Raw genomic sequence first — 14,400 nt, forward strand, 5'->3', positions numbered from 1 at the left:
CGCTCGCGGTTCGGCCGTCCCGAACCCTCCGCACGCGACCGTGGTACCCACTTCACACCCTACCGCTGTCCACGCCCCTCGATCGGGACCGTGGGAGCGAACGACCGTACTCGCTTGGAGATCCTGCTATGCCACAGGGACAACCGAACTCCGTACCGAACGACGGGTTGACCACCAGGCAGCGTCGCAACCGTCCGCTGCTCGCGGTGCACACCGGTGACATGAAGGGCAAGTCCACCTCCGCGTTCGGAATGGCGTTGCGCGGCTGGAACCAGGGCTGGTCCATCGGGGTTTTCCAGTTCGTCAAGTCGGCCAAGTGGCGGGTGGGCGAGGAGTCGGCCTTCCGGGCACTCGGCAGGTTGCACGAGGAGACCGGCGAGGGTGGTCCGGTCGAGTGGCACAAGATGGGTGAGGGGTGGTCCTGGACCCGCAAACGCTCCACGGAGCAGGACCACGCCGAGGCCGCGCTGGAGGGGTGGCACGAGATCGCCCGCCGGATCGAGCAGAGCAGGCACGACCTCTACGTGCTCGACGAGTTCACCTACCCGTTGCACTGGGGATGGGTCGACGTGGCGGAAGTGGTGGAAACCCTGCGGCAGCGCCCGGGATTCCAGCACGTGGTGATCACCGGCAGGCGTGCTCCGCAGCAGTTGCTCGACGCCGCCGATCTGGCACTGGAGACCGGCAAGCTCAAACACCCGATGGATGCCGGTCAGAAGGGACAGAAGGGGATCGAGTGGTGACCCGGTCGGTTTCGGCCACGGTGACCGGTGCCGCCCGTCCGCGCGTCGTGATCGCGGCTCCGGGCTCCGGGCACGGCAAGACCACCGTCGCGACCGGACTGCTCGCGGCGCTGCGGGAACGGCTCGGAAAGGTGGCGGGTTTCAAGGTGGGGCCCGACTACATCGATCCCGGGTATCACGCCGTGGCCACCGGTGCACCGGGTCGTAATCTCGACCCCGTCCTGGTCGGGGAGAGCCGTGTCGCCCCGTTGTTCGCCCACGGCGCCGAGGGGGCGGACCTCTCCGTCGTCGAAGGTGTCATGGGGCTGTTCGACGGCAGGCTCGGTTCCGTGGACGAAGTGCCGTCCTACGGTTCGACGGCTCACGTCGCCTCCTTGCTGGACGCTCCGGTTGTGCTCGTGGTGGACGCCAAGGGGCAGAGTCAGAGCGTAGCCGCGTTGTTGCACGGTTTCCGTGCTTTCCAACCGGGACTGCGGCTGGGAGGTGTGATCTTCAACAGGGTCGGTTCGGCTCGGCACGAGGGGATTCTGCGCGAGGCCGCGCGCTCCGTGGGAATCAACGTGCTCGGTGTCCTCGCCCGTGCCGACGAGCTGCACGTGCCCTCGCGCCATCTCGGCCTCGTCACCGCCGCGGAGCACGGTGAACGGGCCGATGACGCCGTCGCCGGCATGGCGCGGATCGTCGCCTCGGGGGTCGATCTCGACGCGGTGGCCGCACTCGCCGCTTCGGCTTCCGGAATGTCCGTCGAGCCGTGGCGCCCCGAAACCGCGATCGGCGACAGCGAGCTGACGGCGGGTTCGCCTCGGGTGGCGGTGGCGGGTGGATCGGCGTTCACCTTCGGTTACACCGAACACGTCGAACTGCTGCGAGCCGCGGGTGCGGAGGTCACCGTGGTCGATCCGCTGCGGGACGAGCGGCTCCCCGCGGGCACCAGCGGATTGATTCTGCCCGGTGGGTTCCCGGAGCAGTACGTCGCGGATCTGTCCGCGAACGAGGGGCTGCGTCACGACATCGCGAGCCGTGTCGCCGACGGCCTGCCGGTGCACGCCGAATGCGCGGGCCTGCTGTATCTGGCGCGGAGTCTGGACGGATATCCGTTGTGCGGCGTGTTGGACGTCGACGCGCGGATGTCCCCTCGGCTCACGCTCGGCTACCGGGAGGCGGTGGCGGCGAGTGACTCGGTGCTGTTCCACGAGGGCAGTCGGGTTTCCGGGCACGAGTTCCACCGCACCGTGCTCACCCGGACAGCCGGGGAAGATCCGGCCTGGTTCTGGCGCGACGACGGTGTGGTGACCGAGGGGTTCGTGCGCGACAGGCTGCACGCTTCCTACCTCCACACCCACCCGGTCGCGATACCCGGGGCGATCGCGCGGTTCGTGCGGGAGTGCTCCCGCTGGCGGCACGCCCGGTGAACCCGGTCCCGAACGGCACCACGGTCGCCGATCGGGCGTGGTTCTCGCGTTCCGCGGTTGTCGTTCGAGTGAGTACGTGGCGGGGAGACCCTGTTGGCCCCGGCGGCTCGACTTCGAATTCCTCCCCCTGCCCGCTCGGGTCGGCCGGGCAGGCCGACGTGCTTGATCCACTCTGGAACGATTGTTCCCGTTCGTGTGCCGTGTGCGGCCGGAACGGTGCACTCGGTGTCGTCGGCGGTGTCGCGATACGGTCGATCAGTACGCGTCGTGGCTTTTCACTGTCGCGTCGACGAGCGATGCGCGGTGCTTTCGACAGACCGAGTGCCGCTCGCCTGCGCCACGTGCGACAGCGGGACGAGTCGGAGACCTCCGTCGGTTCACCGGTGATTCGACCGCCTCGACGCGGGAGAACGGCCGTACCGGGTGCGGCGCGTATCGATTGTCCGCAGTGGTATTACTTGCACCGCGTGAGGCGGGAGAGGAGAACGATCGCATGACTTCGGGAACTCGTACCGGGCTGGTCTCTTTTGTGGGGGCGGGCCCCGGTGCGGCCGATCTGATGACACTGCGCGCCGCGCGTCGGATCTCCGAGGCGGACATCGTTCTCTGCAGCCCGAGTACGATCTCTCCCGAGGGTGTGCGGGAACACGCACGTGCCGACGTGGAGCTGCTCGACACCACCGCGGTCGACCAGCGCGAGGTTCAGGAGATCTACCGCAGGGCGGAGCGGGAGCGCCTGCGGGTGGTGCGACTGCACTCCGGCGATTCCGCGGTCTGGAGTTCGCTGCAGCAGCAGTACGACACCTGCGCGCGCATGGAACTGGAAGTGGAGATGGTTCCGGGAGTGGCCGGCCACACCGCCGCGGCCGCCGCGGTCGGCAGGGAACTCACCGGTGCGGACCACGAATATCCCGTCATGGTGGCCAGGCCGGACGGTCGATCCAATACGCTTCCCGATGCGGCGAAAGCGCGGGAGTTCGCCGAGAACGGCGTGACCATGGCGCTGTCGGTCTCCGCGTCACGCACCGGTCAACTCGTGGAGCGGTTGCGCGCGGCGGGCTACGACGACGACGTTCCGGTCGTGGTCGCCTACAAGGTCACGTGCTCCGACGAGTTGGTGCTGCGCGGCAGCGTCGGTGAGCTCGAGGGAATCGTCAAGAAGCACAGGCTCTGGCGGAACACGCTCTTCCTGGTCGGCGAGGCGCTGCGGCCGCAGGCCACCCGTTCGCGGTCCTACTCCGCCGCGCGGACGCGGGAGCAGGCGGTGCGGGGCGGTCGTTACGGGGAGTCGACTTCGGGACGGCGCGGTGGTTCCGGCGCTCGGTACTCCGTCGGGCGGCGGGGCACGGAGTGGAGTTCGGGAACTCGCGGTGCTTCGGGTGACGCCGCGGGCAGTGCGGACGGACCGCTTCCGCAGCCCCGTTCGGACGAACAACGCGATGGTGCGCGTGCCGACGCCGATGTCGCCTGGTGGGCGGTGCGTGATTGGCAGCAGAACACCAGGGACGCCGTTCGGACCGGTGGTCGCGGTGGAGTTCGGCACTCGGTCGTGACCGAGCAGCAGTCCACCGAGGGTTTCACGGCCCCCGAGGAGGAGGTGGCCACCGAACAGGGTGCCGTCGGCTCCGGAACGGGGGAGGACGCCGTGGCGGCGACGGATGGCTCCGTCGACCCCGCCCCGGTGGAGGGCCTCGAACCGGCGCGCACCGTTGACGACGCGGCCTCCGTGGCGGCGGAGCGCGGAGCGACCGGTTCCGAGGGGAGCGGGCGCGACGACGCGGAGTCCGCACCGGACGACTCCGCCGGCGGTACCGAGCCGGAAACGGTCGAGGAACCGGTCGCGTCCGAGGAGGGTCCGCGAGAGCGGCCCAGTGCCGAAAAGGGCGAACAGGCCGAGGAGTCGAGCGCGGCGGAGGCCGTCGACGTCTCGAACCCGAAAACCGCCAAGAACGACGCACGGTCCGGTACCTCGGCGAAGTCCGGTTCCAGGAGTTCGGCGACCAAGTCCGGCGGTGGCAGGTCGAACACGGCGAAGAGCGGCACCAGAACCAGGTCGCAGCAGAAGAGCACGACGAACGGAAACAGGGGCGGTTCGTCGAGTACCGGTTCCGGGAAGCGGCGCGCCGCCGAGTAGGAAGTCACAGCGAGAAACCAACTCAACCTCTAGTCGGACGGAGTGCGCGACGTGGCGGTCACGGTTATCGGAATCGACGGTGGACCGTTGCCCGAGGGGGCGGCCGAGGTGCTGAACTCAGCGGAACTGATCGTGGGAGCTCCCCCGCACTTGCGGGCGCACGCACCGGAGGGGGTGCGAACGGTCGAGCTCGGTTCGTTCGGACCCGCGTTGAGCGCGCTTTCCGCGTTGACCGCCGAGGAAACCGGTGTGGTGCTCGCCTCGGGTGACCCCGGTTTCTTCGGCGCCGTTCGCGCACTGCGCGACAAGGGAGTGCGGTGCACGGTGTTGCCCGCGTTGTCCAGCGTGCAACGACTGCTCGCGGGCATGGGACGTTCTTGGGAGGACGCCAGCGTGGTCAGCGCGCGCATCGGGGGACTGCACCGTGCGCTCAACATCTGCCGCGCGCGTTCGACCGTGGTGGTGCTGACCGGTGGTGACACCGGACCGGCACAACTGGCCTCCGGGCTGCGTGGTTGGCGTCGCACGATGATCGTCGGTGAGGACCTCGGGGGCGAGCACGAGCGTGTAACCACGATCGATCCGGACGAGGCAGTGGAGCGCAACTGGTTCGAACCCAACATCGTCTGCTGCGTGGACGATCCGGACGCCGTTCCCGGACGTAGCTGGCACAGCGGGGGTGAGCCCACGCCTCCGGAGCGGTGGGCCCTTCCGGAGGGCGAGTTCTCCCATCGGGAGGGGACGGTCACCACCAGCGAGGTTCGTGCGCTCGCGCTGGCGCGACTGGCTCCCCGACCCGGCAGCCTGGTGTGGGACGTGGGGGCAGGCTCGGGTTCGGTGGCGGTGGAGTGCGCCAGGATGGGTGCCGCCTGCGTCGCGGTGGAGTCCGATGAGGCCCAGGTCGTGAGGCTGGTTTCCAACGCTGCCGCTCACGGGGTGGACGTCCGCGTCGAGGAGGGTGCCGCGCCGGCGGTGTTGCGTGGGCTCGCCAAGCCGGATTCGGTTTTCGTCGGGATCGACGACGCGGAAGTGCTCACCGCCTGCGCTCATGTGGGGGCGCGTCGGGTCGTACTCGCCTCGCACACGTTGGACCGCATAGCGGCGAACAGGGATGTGCTGCGCAACGCCGGTTACCACGTCGAGGGAGTACAGCTCTTCGCCAACCGGATGGTCACTTCGGACGAGGACGTTTCGGGACTGGCGGCGGGTGAGCCGGTGGTACTGCTGTCCGCCGAGCTTCCCAACGGGGATGCCGTGTGAGTGTCACCGGAGCTCTGGTGATCGGTATCGGTGCTTCCAGCGGTGTGACCGCTGCCGCCGTGACGGAAGCACTGTCCGGACTGGACGGGTGCTTTCCCGGTGGCCCCGTCGTCGTGCGGGCGGTGGCCACGATCGATCGTGCGGCGGAGTCGGGACAGTTGCGTGCCGGGTTGCGGCGACACTCGCGGCGCTGGTCGTTCGCGGCCGAGGGGGAGCTGCCGCTGCTGTGCTACTCGGCCGAAGCGCTCGCCGGGACGATCGTCCTCAACCCGAGCGATTCCGTCGGGGAACGGGTCGGCACCCCCAGCGTCGCGGAAGCGGCATCTCTGCGTGCCGCCGCCGAGATCGGGGACGGCACGGCTCGGATGGTGCTGCCCAAGTTCGTCACCGCCGGTGTCACGCTCGCGGCGGCCAACCCCACGGGATCTCCGACGGCGCTGCGACCGGTCGTTCCCGGAAGGGCGCTCCGCTGGTTGCGTTGATCCGCGCGTGCGCGGGCCCCTGGGGGGTCACCGTGCTCCCGCTCGACGCACCGAGTGTTACAGCCGCGCCAAATCGGCTACGCAAAGTGAGTAATTTGCCGACTATTAGGCCGATTTATCGATAGATCTTGACTGTATCGAGTGAAGCTACATTACAGTACTGCAAGCTATATGTGAGAAAACTTCGGCTTGCGTGGTTGCCAACAGCCTTACGGGTGAACCGACCACGCCCACCACCGCACTGACTGGGGGTGTGCGGTGGTGTTTTCTTTTCCCGGGCGTGTTTTCGCCGTTCAGCGCCGCGCTTCCGGCTTCTCCGGAGTGTCGTGCGGCGGCTTCCGTGGATTTCTCGAGGATGTGACATTGTCAACAGTTCGTGTGAGTACGCTCGTGGAATCTTGTTTCCGTTGCATGGAATCCGGCGTGCCCAGGTCAGATCCGCGTCAAGTGGGTACGGCCCGCTGCGCTGGGACGGTATGCCTAGGCTGGGCATCATGGCACTGGTTGAACGCTCTCTACTCGGCCCCGGGCCGTCGAACACCTATCCGGAGGCCACCGCGGCCCTGGCGGCTCCGCTGCTCGGCCACCTGGACCCGGAGTTCCTGAAGCTGCTCGACGACACCGGGGAACGGCTGCGGTCGGTCTGGGGGACCCGAAACCTTCGGACGCTTCCGCTTTCCGGTACCGGCTCCATCGGGATGGAGGCCGCCTTCGTCAACTTCGTGCGTCCCGGTGACGTGGTCGTCGTGGCCGTCAACGGTCTGTTCGGCGAACGCATGTGCGATGTCGCGAGCCGTTACGGAGCAGAGGTCGTGCGTGTCGACCACGAATGGGGAGAGCCGGTGGACGTCCAGCGCGTGCTGGACGCCCATCCCGCCCCGGCGCTGGTGGCAGCCGTGCACGCCGAGACCTCCACCGGTGTGCGCAGCGATATCGGTCGCCTGGGCGAGGCGTTGCGTTCCCGCGGCGACAACACCCTGCTGTTGGCGGACTGTGTGACCTCGATCGCCGGTGAACGGATCGACCTCGACGCCTGGAACGTCGACATCGCCTACGCCGGTACGCAGAAATGCCTCGGGGTCCCCCCGGGACTCGCGCCGTTCACGGTTTCCGAACGCGCCTGGCAGCGCAGGGTCGAGAACCCCACCACCTGGTATCTGGACCTCGGGCTCATCGGGAACTACGTCACCGGAGGCGCCTCCGGCGGACGCGCCTACCACCACACCGCGCCCACCGCGATGGTCGCCTCGTTGCACGCCGCGCTCGGCCGCGTGCTCGACGAGGGGATGCCCGCGGTCGCCGAGCGCCACCGTGCGGCGGGCGAGGCGCTGCAGCAGGGCCTGCGGCGGATGGGGCTCGAGCTGTTCGCTCCGGAGGGCAACAGGCTGCACCAGTTGACGAGCGTGTGGGTTCCCGAAGGTGTGGACTCGGCGGACGTGCGCAAGCAACTGCTGACCGACTACGGCATCGAGATCGGTGCCGGTGCCGGACCGTTCGCCAACAGCGTCTGGCGTATCGGTCTGATGGGCAACAACGCGCGGCTGGACCGGGTGGAGACGCTGCTCGGTGCGTTGCGCACCGTCCTCGGTCGGTGACCGATCCGGGCTACCTGTCCACGTGCTCGTGCCCGACCCCGTCACAACGGCGGGGCCGGGCACGAGCACGTCCGGAACGTTCCCGGTCGTGGGATCTCCACGGTGAACAACCTCACCATGATTGACTTTGTGCCTTCTTCCGGGTGAGGATGCTCGCGCCGCACGGCGAGGAACTCGGTGCGAATCCGAGGTGGTCCCGCCACTGTGACCGGGGAGCGGTTCCCCAAGCGATGCCACGGCTCGTGCCACGGGCTGGAAGGCGGGGAACGACAGGCCATGATCCGGGAGCCAGGAAACTGCCTGCGGCCCCGCGTCGCGCCGTGACGCGCGGAACCAGATCCCCAGGGCGGGAATTCCCGGGAGGTCCCTCGAAATGATGTCTTCCGACCCGTTACCGGGTGGGTCCGGCGGTGGCTGGTCCGCCACGGAGCGCCGGAAAGTCACCCTCGTGTTCATCGTGCTGGCCGTGCTGCACCTGCTCGGCTGGGGCGGGTATCTGCTCTACCAGAACTCCCTCGGTGCCGCGGGAGGACTGGCCGCCGCGGGAACCGCCGCCTACGTGCTCGGCGTACGACACGGCTTCGACGCCGACCACGTCGCGGTGATCGACGACGCCACCCGACTGTTGATGCAGCGTGGCAGAAAGCCGGTCTCCACCGGCATGTGGTTCGCGCTGGGTCACTCCAGCGTGGTGCTGATTCTGGCGTCACTGGTCGCGTTCGTCGCGGGCGTGGCCGCGAATGGCTGGGCCGAGCAGCTCGGCGCGCGAACGGCGCTGTTCGTGGACGTTTTCGTGGTGATGGTCGTGGGGGTGTTGGCGGTCCTCAACGCCCTGGTCCTGCGCGACGCCTTCCGACTGTTGCGCCGCGCCCGCACCACGGGCGTCGACGACGCCGAGGTGGAGGAAGTCCTCGGTCGGCGAGGATTGCTGGCCCGGGTGCTGCGTGGCCGGATGCGCAGGTTGATCGGCAAGTCCTGGCATCTCTTCGTGATCGGCCTGCTCTTCGGGCTCGGAATGCAGACCGCGACAGAGATCACCGTGCTCGCGCTCGTCGCCCCCACCGAGGTGTCGACCATGGCCGTGCTCACCCTTCCGCTGCTGTTCGCGGCGGGGATGTGCACCGTGGACAGTGTGGACGGGATGCTGATGTCACGTGCCTACACGTGGTCGCTCGCACAGCCGGTCCGCAGGCTCTGGGTGAACGTCACCACCACGGCGCTGACCGTGGTGCTGGCGCTGGTGATCGGCGTGGTGGTGCTCGCGGGAGTGTTCTCGGAGCTCGGTGTCCCGATGGCTGGGATCGTCGCGGGTATCGGGGATCACTTCGAGCTTCTCGGGTATCTGACGCTCGGGGCCTTCATGGCAGTATGGGGAGGCGCCGCGCTCTGGTGGAAGCTGTCCGCTCCCAAGCCGCACGAAGTCGTGCGTGCTCACCAGTGACGGATACCAGCGGCAGCGACAGTCTCGAACCGACCCCGCCGATGTCGCCGGGGGTGTGACCCGACAGGAACGACTATCCAGATGACCTCGCACAGCCAGCACCACTACTTCGCCGGACTCGATCTGCAGGGCAGGCGGGTGGTGGTCGTCGGAGCAGGAACCGTGGCACAGCGCCGCGTCCCCAGGCTGCTCAAGGCAGGGGCAAGCGTCGTGCTGATATCGCCGGAGGCCACTCCCGCCGTTGACGCCATGGCCGAAGCCGGGGAGCTGGTGTGGCACCGCAGGCGGTACGCCGAGGGAGATCTGGACGGGGCCTGGTACGCGGTGGCCTGCACCTCCAGCGCCGAGGTCAACGAGCGGGTCGTCGCCGAGGCGGAGCGCGACCGGGTGTTCTGCGTGCGCGCGGACGACGCGAGCGGGGGCACCGCGGTCACTCCCGCCGTCGCGGAACACGACGGACTGCTGTTCGGAGTGTTGGCCGGTGGGGATCACCGGCGGTCGGCCGTGGTCAAGGAGGCGCTGCTGGAGGCGCTGCGCACCGGACAGGTCGATGAGCGCGCCGAACCACCGGAACCCGGCGTCGCCCTCGTCGGCGGTGGTCCGGGGGATCCCGATCTGATCACGGTTCGTGGGCGCCAGCTGTTGGGGAGGGCCGACGTGGTGATCACCGACCGGCTCGCGCCGCGCGAGCTGCTGGAGGAGCTGTCCCCCGACGTCGAGGTGATAGACGCCTCCAAGATCCCCTACGGTCGCGCGGCGAACCAGGAAGTCATCAACAAGCTGCTGATCGAACGCGCCGCGGCGGGCAACTTCGTGGTGCGGCTCAAGGGCGGCGACCCCTACGTTTACGGACGGGGTTTCGAGGAACTGCTGGCCTGCGTCGAGGCAGGGGTGGCGGTGACCGCGGTGCCCGGCATAACCAGTGCGTTCGCGGCACCGGCGATCGGAGACGTGCCGGTGACCCACCGGGGGGTGGCGCACGAGGTGGTCGTGGTCTCCGGGCACGTGGGGCCGAAGGACGAGCAGTCCCTGGTGGACTGGCCCGCCCTGGCCCGGTTGAACGGGACTCTGGTGCTGATGATGGCCGTCAAGCGGATCCGCGAGTTCGCCGACGTGCTGCTCGAACACGGCAGGGGCCCCGAGACGCCGGTCGCGGTGGTTCAGGAGGGCACCATGCACACGCAGCGGACGCTGCGGAGCACCCTGCGCGAGGTGGCCGACGACGTCGAGAACTCCGAGGTCAAGCCGCCCGCCGTGATCGTCGTCGGGCCGGTGGCGGGGCTGGCCCCCGAACGCGGCGCACTGCCGGTCGGGTGATTCCGCCCGACCGCTCGTCGGCGTCGATTTCGCGAGAAATCGACGCCGACGAGCGTCGGTGTCAGTTCCCGCCGGGACCGTCCTCCAGGTCACCTTCGACCTGCAGGTAGACCTCACGCAGCCCCCGCAGCGTTTCGGGGTCCGGCTCCGCCCACAGCTCGCGGTCGGCGGCCTCCAGCAGTCGCTCGGCGATCCCGTGCAGCGCCCACGGGTTCGACTCGGTGAGGAACTTCTGGTTCTGCTCGTCGAAGACGTAGGTCTCGGCGAGCTTCTCGTACATCCAGTCGCCGACCACGCCGGTGGTCGCGTCGTAGCCGAACAGGTAGTCCACCGTGGCCGCGAGCTCGAAGGCCCCCTTGTAGCCGTGCTGGCGCATCGCCGAGACCCAGCGGGGATTGACCACGCGGGAACGGAACACCCGCGAGGTCTCCTCGTGTAGCGAACGGGTCCGGATCGAGTCCGGCCGCGAACTGTCCCCGATGTAGGCGGCGGGGGATTCGCCGGTCAGCGCTCTGACCGTGGCGACCATCCCACCGTGGTACTGGAAGTAGTCGTCCGAGTCGGCGATGTCGTGTTCCCGGGTGTCGGTGTTCTTGGCCGCCACCGAGATCCTGCGGTAGGCGGTCTCCATGTCCGACCTCGCCTCGACACCGTCCAGCTCGCGGCCGTAGGCGAAACCACCCCAGACCGTGTACACCTCGGCGAGGTCCGAGTCGTCGCGCCAGTTGCGGCTGTCGATCAGCGACAGCATGCCCGCACCGTAGGCGCCCGGCTTGGAACCGAAGATGCGCATCGTCGCGCGGCGCTTGTCGCCGTGCTCGGCGATGTCGGCCCTGGTGTGCGCCCGCACGTGGTTCCACTCGTCGGGCTCGTCCAGCTCGGAGACCATCCGGAAGGCGTCGTCGAGCAGGTTCACCACGTGCGGGAAGGCGTCCCGGAAGAAACCGCTGATGCGCACCGTGACGTCGACGCGCGGCCGTTCGAGCTCGTCGAGCGGGATCGCCTCCAGTCCGTTGACCCGCCGCGAGGAGTCGTCCCACGTGGGGCGGACACCGATCAGCGCGAGCACCTCGGCGATGTCGTCACCGGAGGTGCGCATCGCGCTGGTGCCCCACACCGACAGTCCCACCGTGTCGGGCCACTCACCGTTGTCCTCGCGGTAGCGCTGCAGCAGCGACTCCGCGATGGCGTAGCCGGTGTCCCAGGCGAGCCTGCTCGGAATGCCCTTCGGATCCACCGAGTAGAAATTCCTGCCGGTGGGCAGCACGTTCACCAGGCCGCGCAGCGGGGAGCCGCTCGGCCCGGAGGGGATGTAGCCGCCGTTCAGCGCGTGCAGCGTCGAGTCCATCTCGTCGGTGGTGGCCGCGAGTCGCGGCACGATCTCCGCGGCGGCGAACCGCAGCACCTCGGGAACCCGTTCCGGCACCTCGCCCAGCACCGCACGGCAGATTTCCTCGACTCTCTCGCTCTGCCAGCCGTGTTCCTCCATGGCCGCCACCAGCGAGTGAGCCCGCTCCTCGACGTCGTCCACCCGCTCCCGGGCCTCCGAACCGTCCTCCGCGAGTCCCAACGCCTCTCGCAGCCCCGGAACCGCTGCCTGCTGGCCACCCCACATCTGCCGCGCCCGCAGCATCGCCAGCACCAGGCCGATCCGGGCCTCCCCGGCGGGAGGGTCCCCGAACACGTGCAGCCCTTCCCGGATCTGGGCGTCCTTGACCTCGCACAGCCAACCGTCGACCTGCATCAGCATGTCGTCGAACTCGGCGTCGTGCGGGCGCTCCGCCAACCCCAGGTCGTGATCCAGCTTGGCAGCCTGCATCAGCGTCCAGATCTGGCTGCGGATGGCGGGCAGCTTGGCCGGGTCCATCGCCGTGATGTTGGCGTGCTCGTCGAGCAGCTGTTCCAGTCGTGCGATGTCGCCGTAGCTCTCGGCGCGGGCCATCGGAGGAACCAGGTGGTCCACCAGGGTCGCGTGCACCCTCCGCTTGGCCTGTGTTCCCTCACCGGGATCGTTGACCAGGAACGGGTAGATCAGCGGCAGATCGGCGATCGCCGCGTCCGTGGCGCAGGCCGCCGACATGCCCGCGGTCTTGCCCGGGAGCCACTCCAGATTGCCGTGTTTGCCCAGGTGCACCATCGCGTGCGCGTCGAAGTCGTCGACCAGCCAGCGGTAGGCGGCCAGGTAGTGGTGGCTCGGTGGCAGGTCCGGGTCGTGGTAGATCGCGATCGGGTTCTCCCCGAAGCCACGCGGCGGCTGGATCATCAGCACGACGTTGCCCGCCCTGATGGCGGCGAGCACGATCTCACCCTCGGGGTCCCGCGAGTAGTCCACGAACAGCTCACCGGGCGGCGGTCCCCAGTGTTGTTCGATGTCGGCGCGCAACTGTTCGGGAAGCGAGTCGAACCACTCCCGGTAGCGACCGACGGGGATACGTACCGGGTTGCCAGCCAGCTGTTCCTCGCTCAGCCAGTCCCGGTCCTGTCCGCCGGCCGCGATCAATGCGTGGATCAGCGCGTCACCGTCCTGCGCCTCGACACCGGGCAGGGCGTCCGGACCCTCCGCCGGCCCGATGTCGTAGCCGTGCTCACGCAGCGAGCGCAGCATCCGCACCGCGGAAACCGGGGTGTCCAGGCCGACGGCGTTACCGACCCTGGCGTGTTTGGTGGGGTACGCCGAGAGCATCAACGCGAGGCGCTTGCGCTCGGCGGGGATGTGTCCCAGCCTCCCGTGCCGAACCGCGATCCCGGCGACACGCGCCGCGCGCTCGCTGTCGGCGACGTAGACCGGCAGCCCTTCCGAGTCGTTCTCCTTGAACGAGAACGGTACCGTTATCAGCCTGCCGTCGAACTCCGGAACCGCGACCTGGGTTGCCATGTCCAACGGGGACAGTCCCTCGTCGTTCTCCTCCCAAGCGGCGCGGCTGCTGGTCAGGCACAGCCCTTGCAGGATCGGGATGTCCAGTTGCGCGAGTGCGCCGACGTCCCACGCCTCGTCGTCACCACCGGCGGTGGCCACCGCGGGTTTGCTGCCCCCCGCGGCGAGCACCGTGACCACCAGGGCGTCCGCGCCGCGCAGCGTTTCGAGCAGTTCCGGGTCGGGGGTGCGCAGCGAGGCGCAGAACAGCGGCATGGCCTGTCCGCCCGCGTTCTCGATCGCGTCGCAGAGGGTGTGGGCGAACGCGGTGTTGCCCGCCATGTGGTGCGCCCGGTAGTACAGCACCGCGACGGTGGGGCCCTCCTGCCGACCCGGCGTGCGTTCCAGCCTGCCCCAGGTGGGGGTTTCCGCGGGCGGAGCGAAGCCGTTCCCGGTCAACAGCACGGTGTCGGACAGGAAGTGGAACAGCTGGGTCAGGTTCTCCGGGCCGCCGTGCGCCAGGTAGGCGTGCGCCTCGGCGCACACCCCGCCCGGAACCGTCGAGCACTCCATGAGCTCTGCGTCCGGCTGTTGTTCCCCGCCGAGCACGACCACCGGGCGTGGCCCGTTCAGCAGGACGTCGAGTCCTTCCTCCCACGCCCTGCGGCCGCCGAGCAGCCGCACCACGACGAGGTCGACCCCGTCGAGCAGCCCGGGGAGATCGTCCGCGCCGACCCGGGCCGGGTTGGCGAGCCGGTAGTCGGCGCCGCTGGCCCGGGCACTGAGCAGGTCGGTGTCGGAAGTTGACAGCAGCAGGATCATGCGATTGGCTCCTCGGCGTCGAGAACCGGGAGGACCGACCAGGACAGGACGCGCGATGCACGCGCGTTCGAACGGCGCATCAGTAACCTTCCCAGGGGTCCTCGCCCCTTTTCAGTGGTGGCGGTGGTCGGAGTCTCCTGGCTCCCGGATCATCGCTCGCTCCGGTCTTCCCATCTCCACGAGACAGTGACCGTCCACGGAGTTCGCTCCTCGGTGACAGTGGCGGGACCGCGCCGGACTCGCACCGGCTTCCTCCATGATCCACCGCAGATACGCGCTCCAGTTTCGGTAACGTGCGGATCCCTCGTCAAGCCGCGGGCACACCCCGAGCCGCCATCGT

General features: G+C 68.9%; 9 protein-coding genes and 2 riboswitches. Of the genes, 8 read left to right on the top strand and 1 reads right to left on the bottom strand.

Features of this window, described 5'->3' with window-relative positions; translation table 11 throughout:
* Nucleotides 1-128: 128 nt before the first annotated feature.
* From cobO to cobA, 8 genes are all read left to right on the top strand, one after another.
* Nucleotides 129-743 (top strand): cob(I)yrinic acid a,c-diamide adenosyltransferase, encoded by a 615-nt coding sequence (gene cobO, locus BM150_RS24655; protein WP_092924513.1) that lies wholly within the window; start codon nt 129-131, stop codon nt 741-743.
* Nucleotides 737-2,155 carry a cobyrinic acid a,c-diamide synthase CobB gene (locus BM150_RS04780; RefSeq protein WP_092924515.1) on the top strand — a complete coding sequence of 473 codons (1,419 nt, stop codon included), beginning with the start codon at nt 737-739 and terminating at the stop codon, nt 2,153-2,155. The genes cobO and BM150_RS04780 overlap by 7 nt, the downstream gene beginning before the upstream one ends.
* A 493-nt stretch (nt 2,156-2,648) precedes the next feature.
* Nucleotides 2,649-4,289, top strand: a complete 1,641-nt coding sequence (locus BM150_RS04785; protein WP_092924517.1) for an SAM-dependent methyltransferase — start codon at nt 2,649-2,651, stop codon at nt 4,287-4,289.
* A gap of 51 nt (nt 4,290-4,340) precedes the next feature.
* Nucleotides 4,341-5,549, top strand: a complete 1,209-nt coding sequence (gene cbiE, locus BM150_RS04790; protein WP_092924979.1) for a precorrin-6y C5,15-methyltransferase (decarboxylating) subunit CbiE — start codon at nt 4,341-4,343, stop codon at nt 5,547-5,549.
* Nucleotides 5,546-6,031 carry a cobalamin biosynthesis protein gene (locus BM150_RS04795; RefSeq protein ID WP_092924519.1) on the top strand — a complete coding sequence of 162 codons (486 nt, stop codon included), beginning with the start codon at nt 5,546-5,548 and terminating at the stop codon, nt 6,029-6,031. The genes cbiE and BM150_RS04795 overlap by 4 nt, the downstream gene beginning before the upstream one ends.
* A 494-nt stretch (nt 6,032-6,525) precedes the next feature.
* A complete protein-coding gene (locus tag BM150_RS04800; RefSeq protein ID WP_092924522.1) occupies nt 6,526-7,626 on the top strand; it encodes a pyridoxal-phosphate-dependent aminotransferase family protein in 1,101 nt (366 codons plus the stop codon).
* Between the two features lie 168 nt (nt 7,627-7,794).
* Nucleotides 7,795-7,924: riboswitch (cobalamin riboswitch) on the top strand.
* Nucleotides 7,925-7,999: 75 nt separating this feature from the next.
* Nucleotides 8,000-9,067, top strand: a complete 1,068-nt coding sequence (locus BM150_RS04805; protein ID WP_217641368.1) for a HoxN/HupN/NixA family nickel/cobalt transporter — start codon at nt 8,000-8,002, stop codon at nt 9,065-9,067.
* Between the two features lie 81 nt (nt 9,068-9,148).
* The gene (cobA, locus tag BM150_RS04810; protein ID WP_092924526.1) at nt 9,149-10,384 is read left to right on the top strand and encodes a uroporphyrinogen-III C-methyltransferase; all 1,236 of its coding nucleotides are present in this window, start codon (nt 9,149-9,151) and stop codon (nt 10,382-10,384) included.
* 61 nt (nt 10,385-10,445) lie between these two features.
* Here cobA and cobN read toward each other — a convergent pair whose 3' ends face one another.
* Entirely contained in the window at nt 10,446-14,060 is a 3,615-nt protein-coding gene (gene cobN / locus BM150_RS04815) for a cobaltochelatase subunit CobN (protein ID WP_092924528.1), read from the bottom strand.
* 130 nt (nt 14,061-14,190) lie between these two features.
* Nucleotides 14,191-14,315: riboswitch (cobalamin riboswitch) on the bottom strand.
* Nucleotides 14,316-14,400 lie beyond the last annotated feature (85 nt).

Source organism: Actinopolyspora alba (assembly GCF_900112765.1).
GTDB classification, from domain to species: domain Bacteria; phylum Actinomycetota; class Actinomycetes; order Mycobacteriales; family Pseudonocardiaceae; genus Actinopolyspora; species Actinopolyspora alba.

What these genes read in the sequence shown, in the direction of transcription:
- cobO (WP_092924513.1), top strand. Translation starts at nt 129, where the DNA reads ATGCCACAGGGACAACCGAACTCCGTACCGAACGACGGGTTGACCACC.
- BM150_RS04785 (WP_092924517.1), top strand. Translation starts at nt 2,649, where the DNA reads ATGACTTCGGGAACTCGTACCGGGCTGGTCTCTTTTGTGGGGGCGGGC.
- cobA (WP_092924526.1), top strand. Translation starts at nt 9,149, where the DNA reads ATGACCTCGCACAGCCAGCACCACTACTTCGCCGGACTCGATCTGCAG.
- cobN (WP_092924528.1), bottom strand. Translation starts at nt 14,060, where the DNA reads ATGATCCTGCTGCTGTCAACTTCCGACACCGACCTGCTCAGTGCCCGG.
- BM150_RS04800 (WP_092924522.1), top strand. Translation starts at nt 6,526, where the DNA reads ATGGCACTGGTTGAACGCTCTCTACTCGGCCCCGGGCCGTCGAACACC.
- BM150_RS04805 (WP_217641368.1), top strand. Translation starts at nt 8,000, where the DNA reads ATGATGTCTTCCGACCCGTTACCGGGTGGGTCCGGCGGTGGCTGGTCC.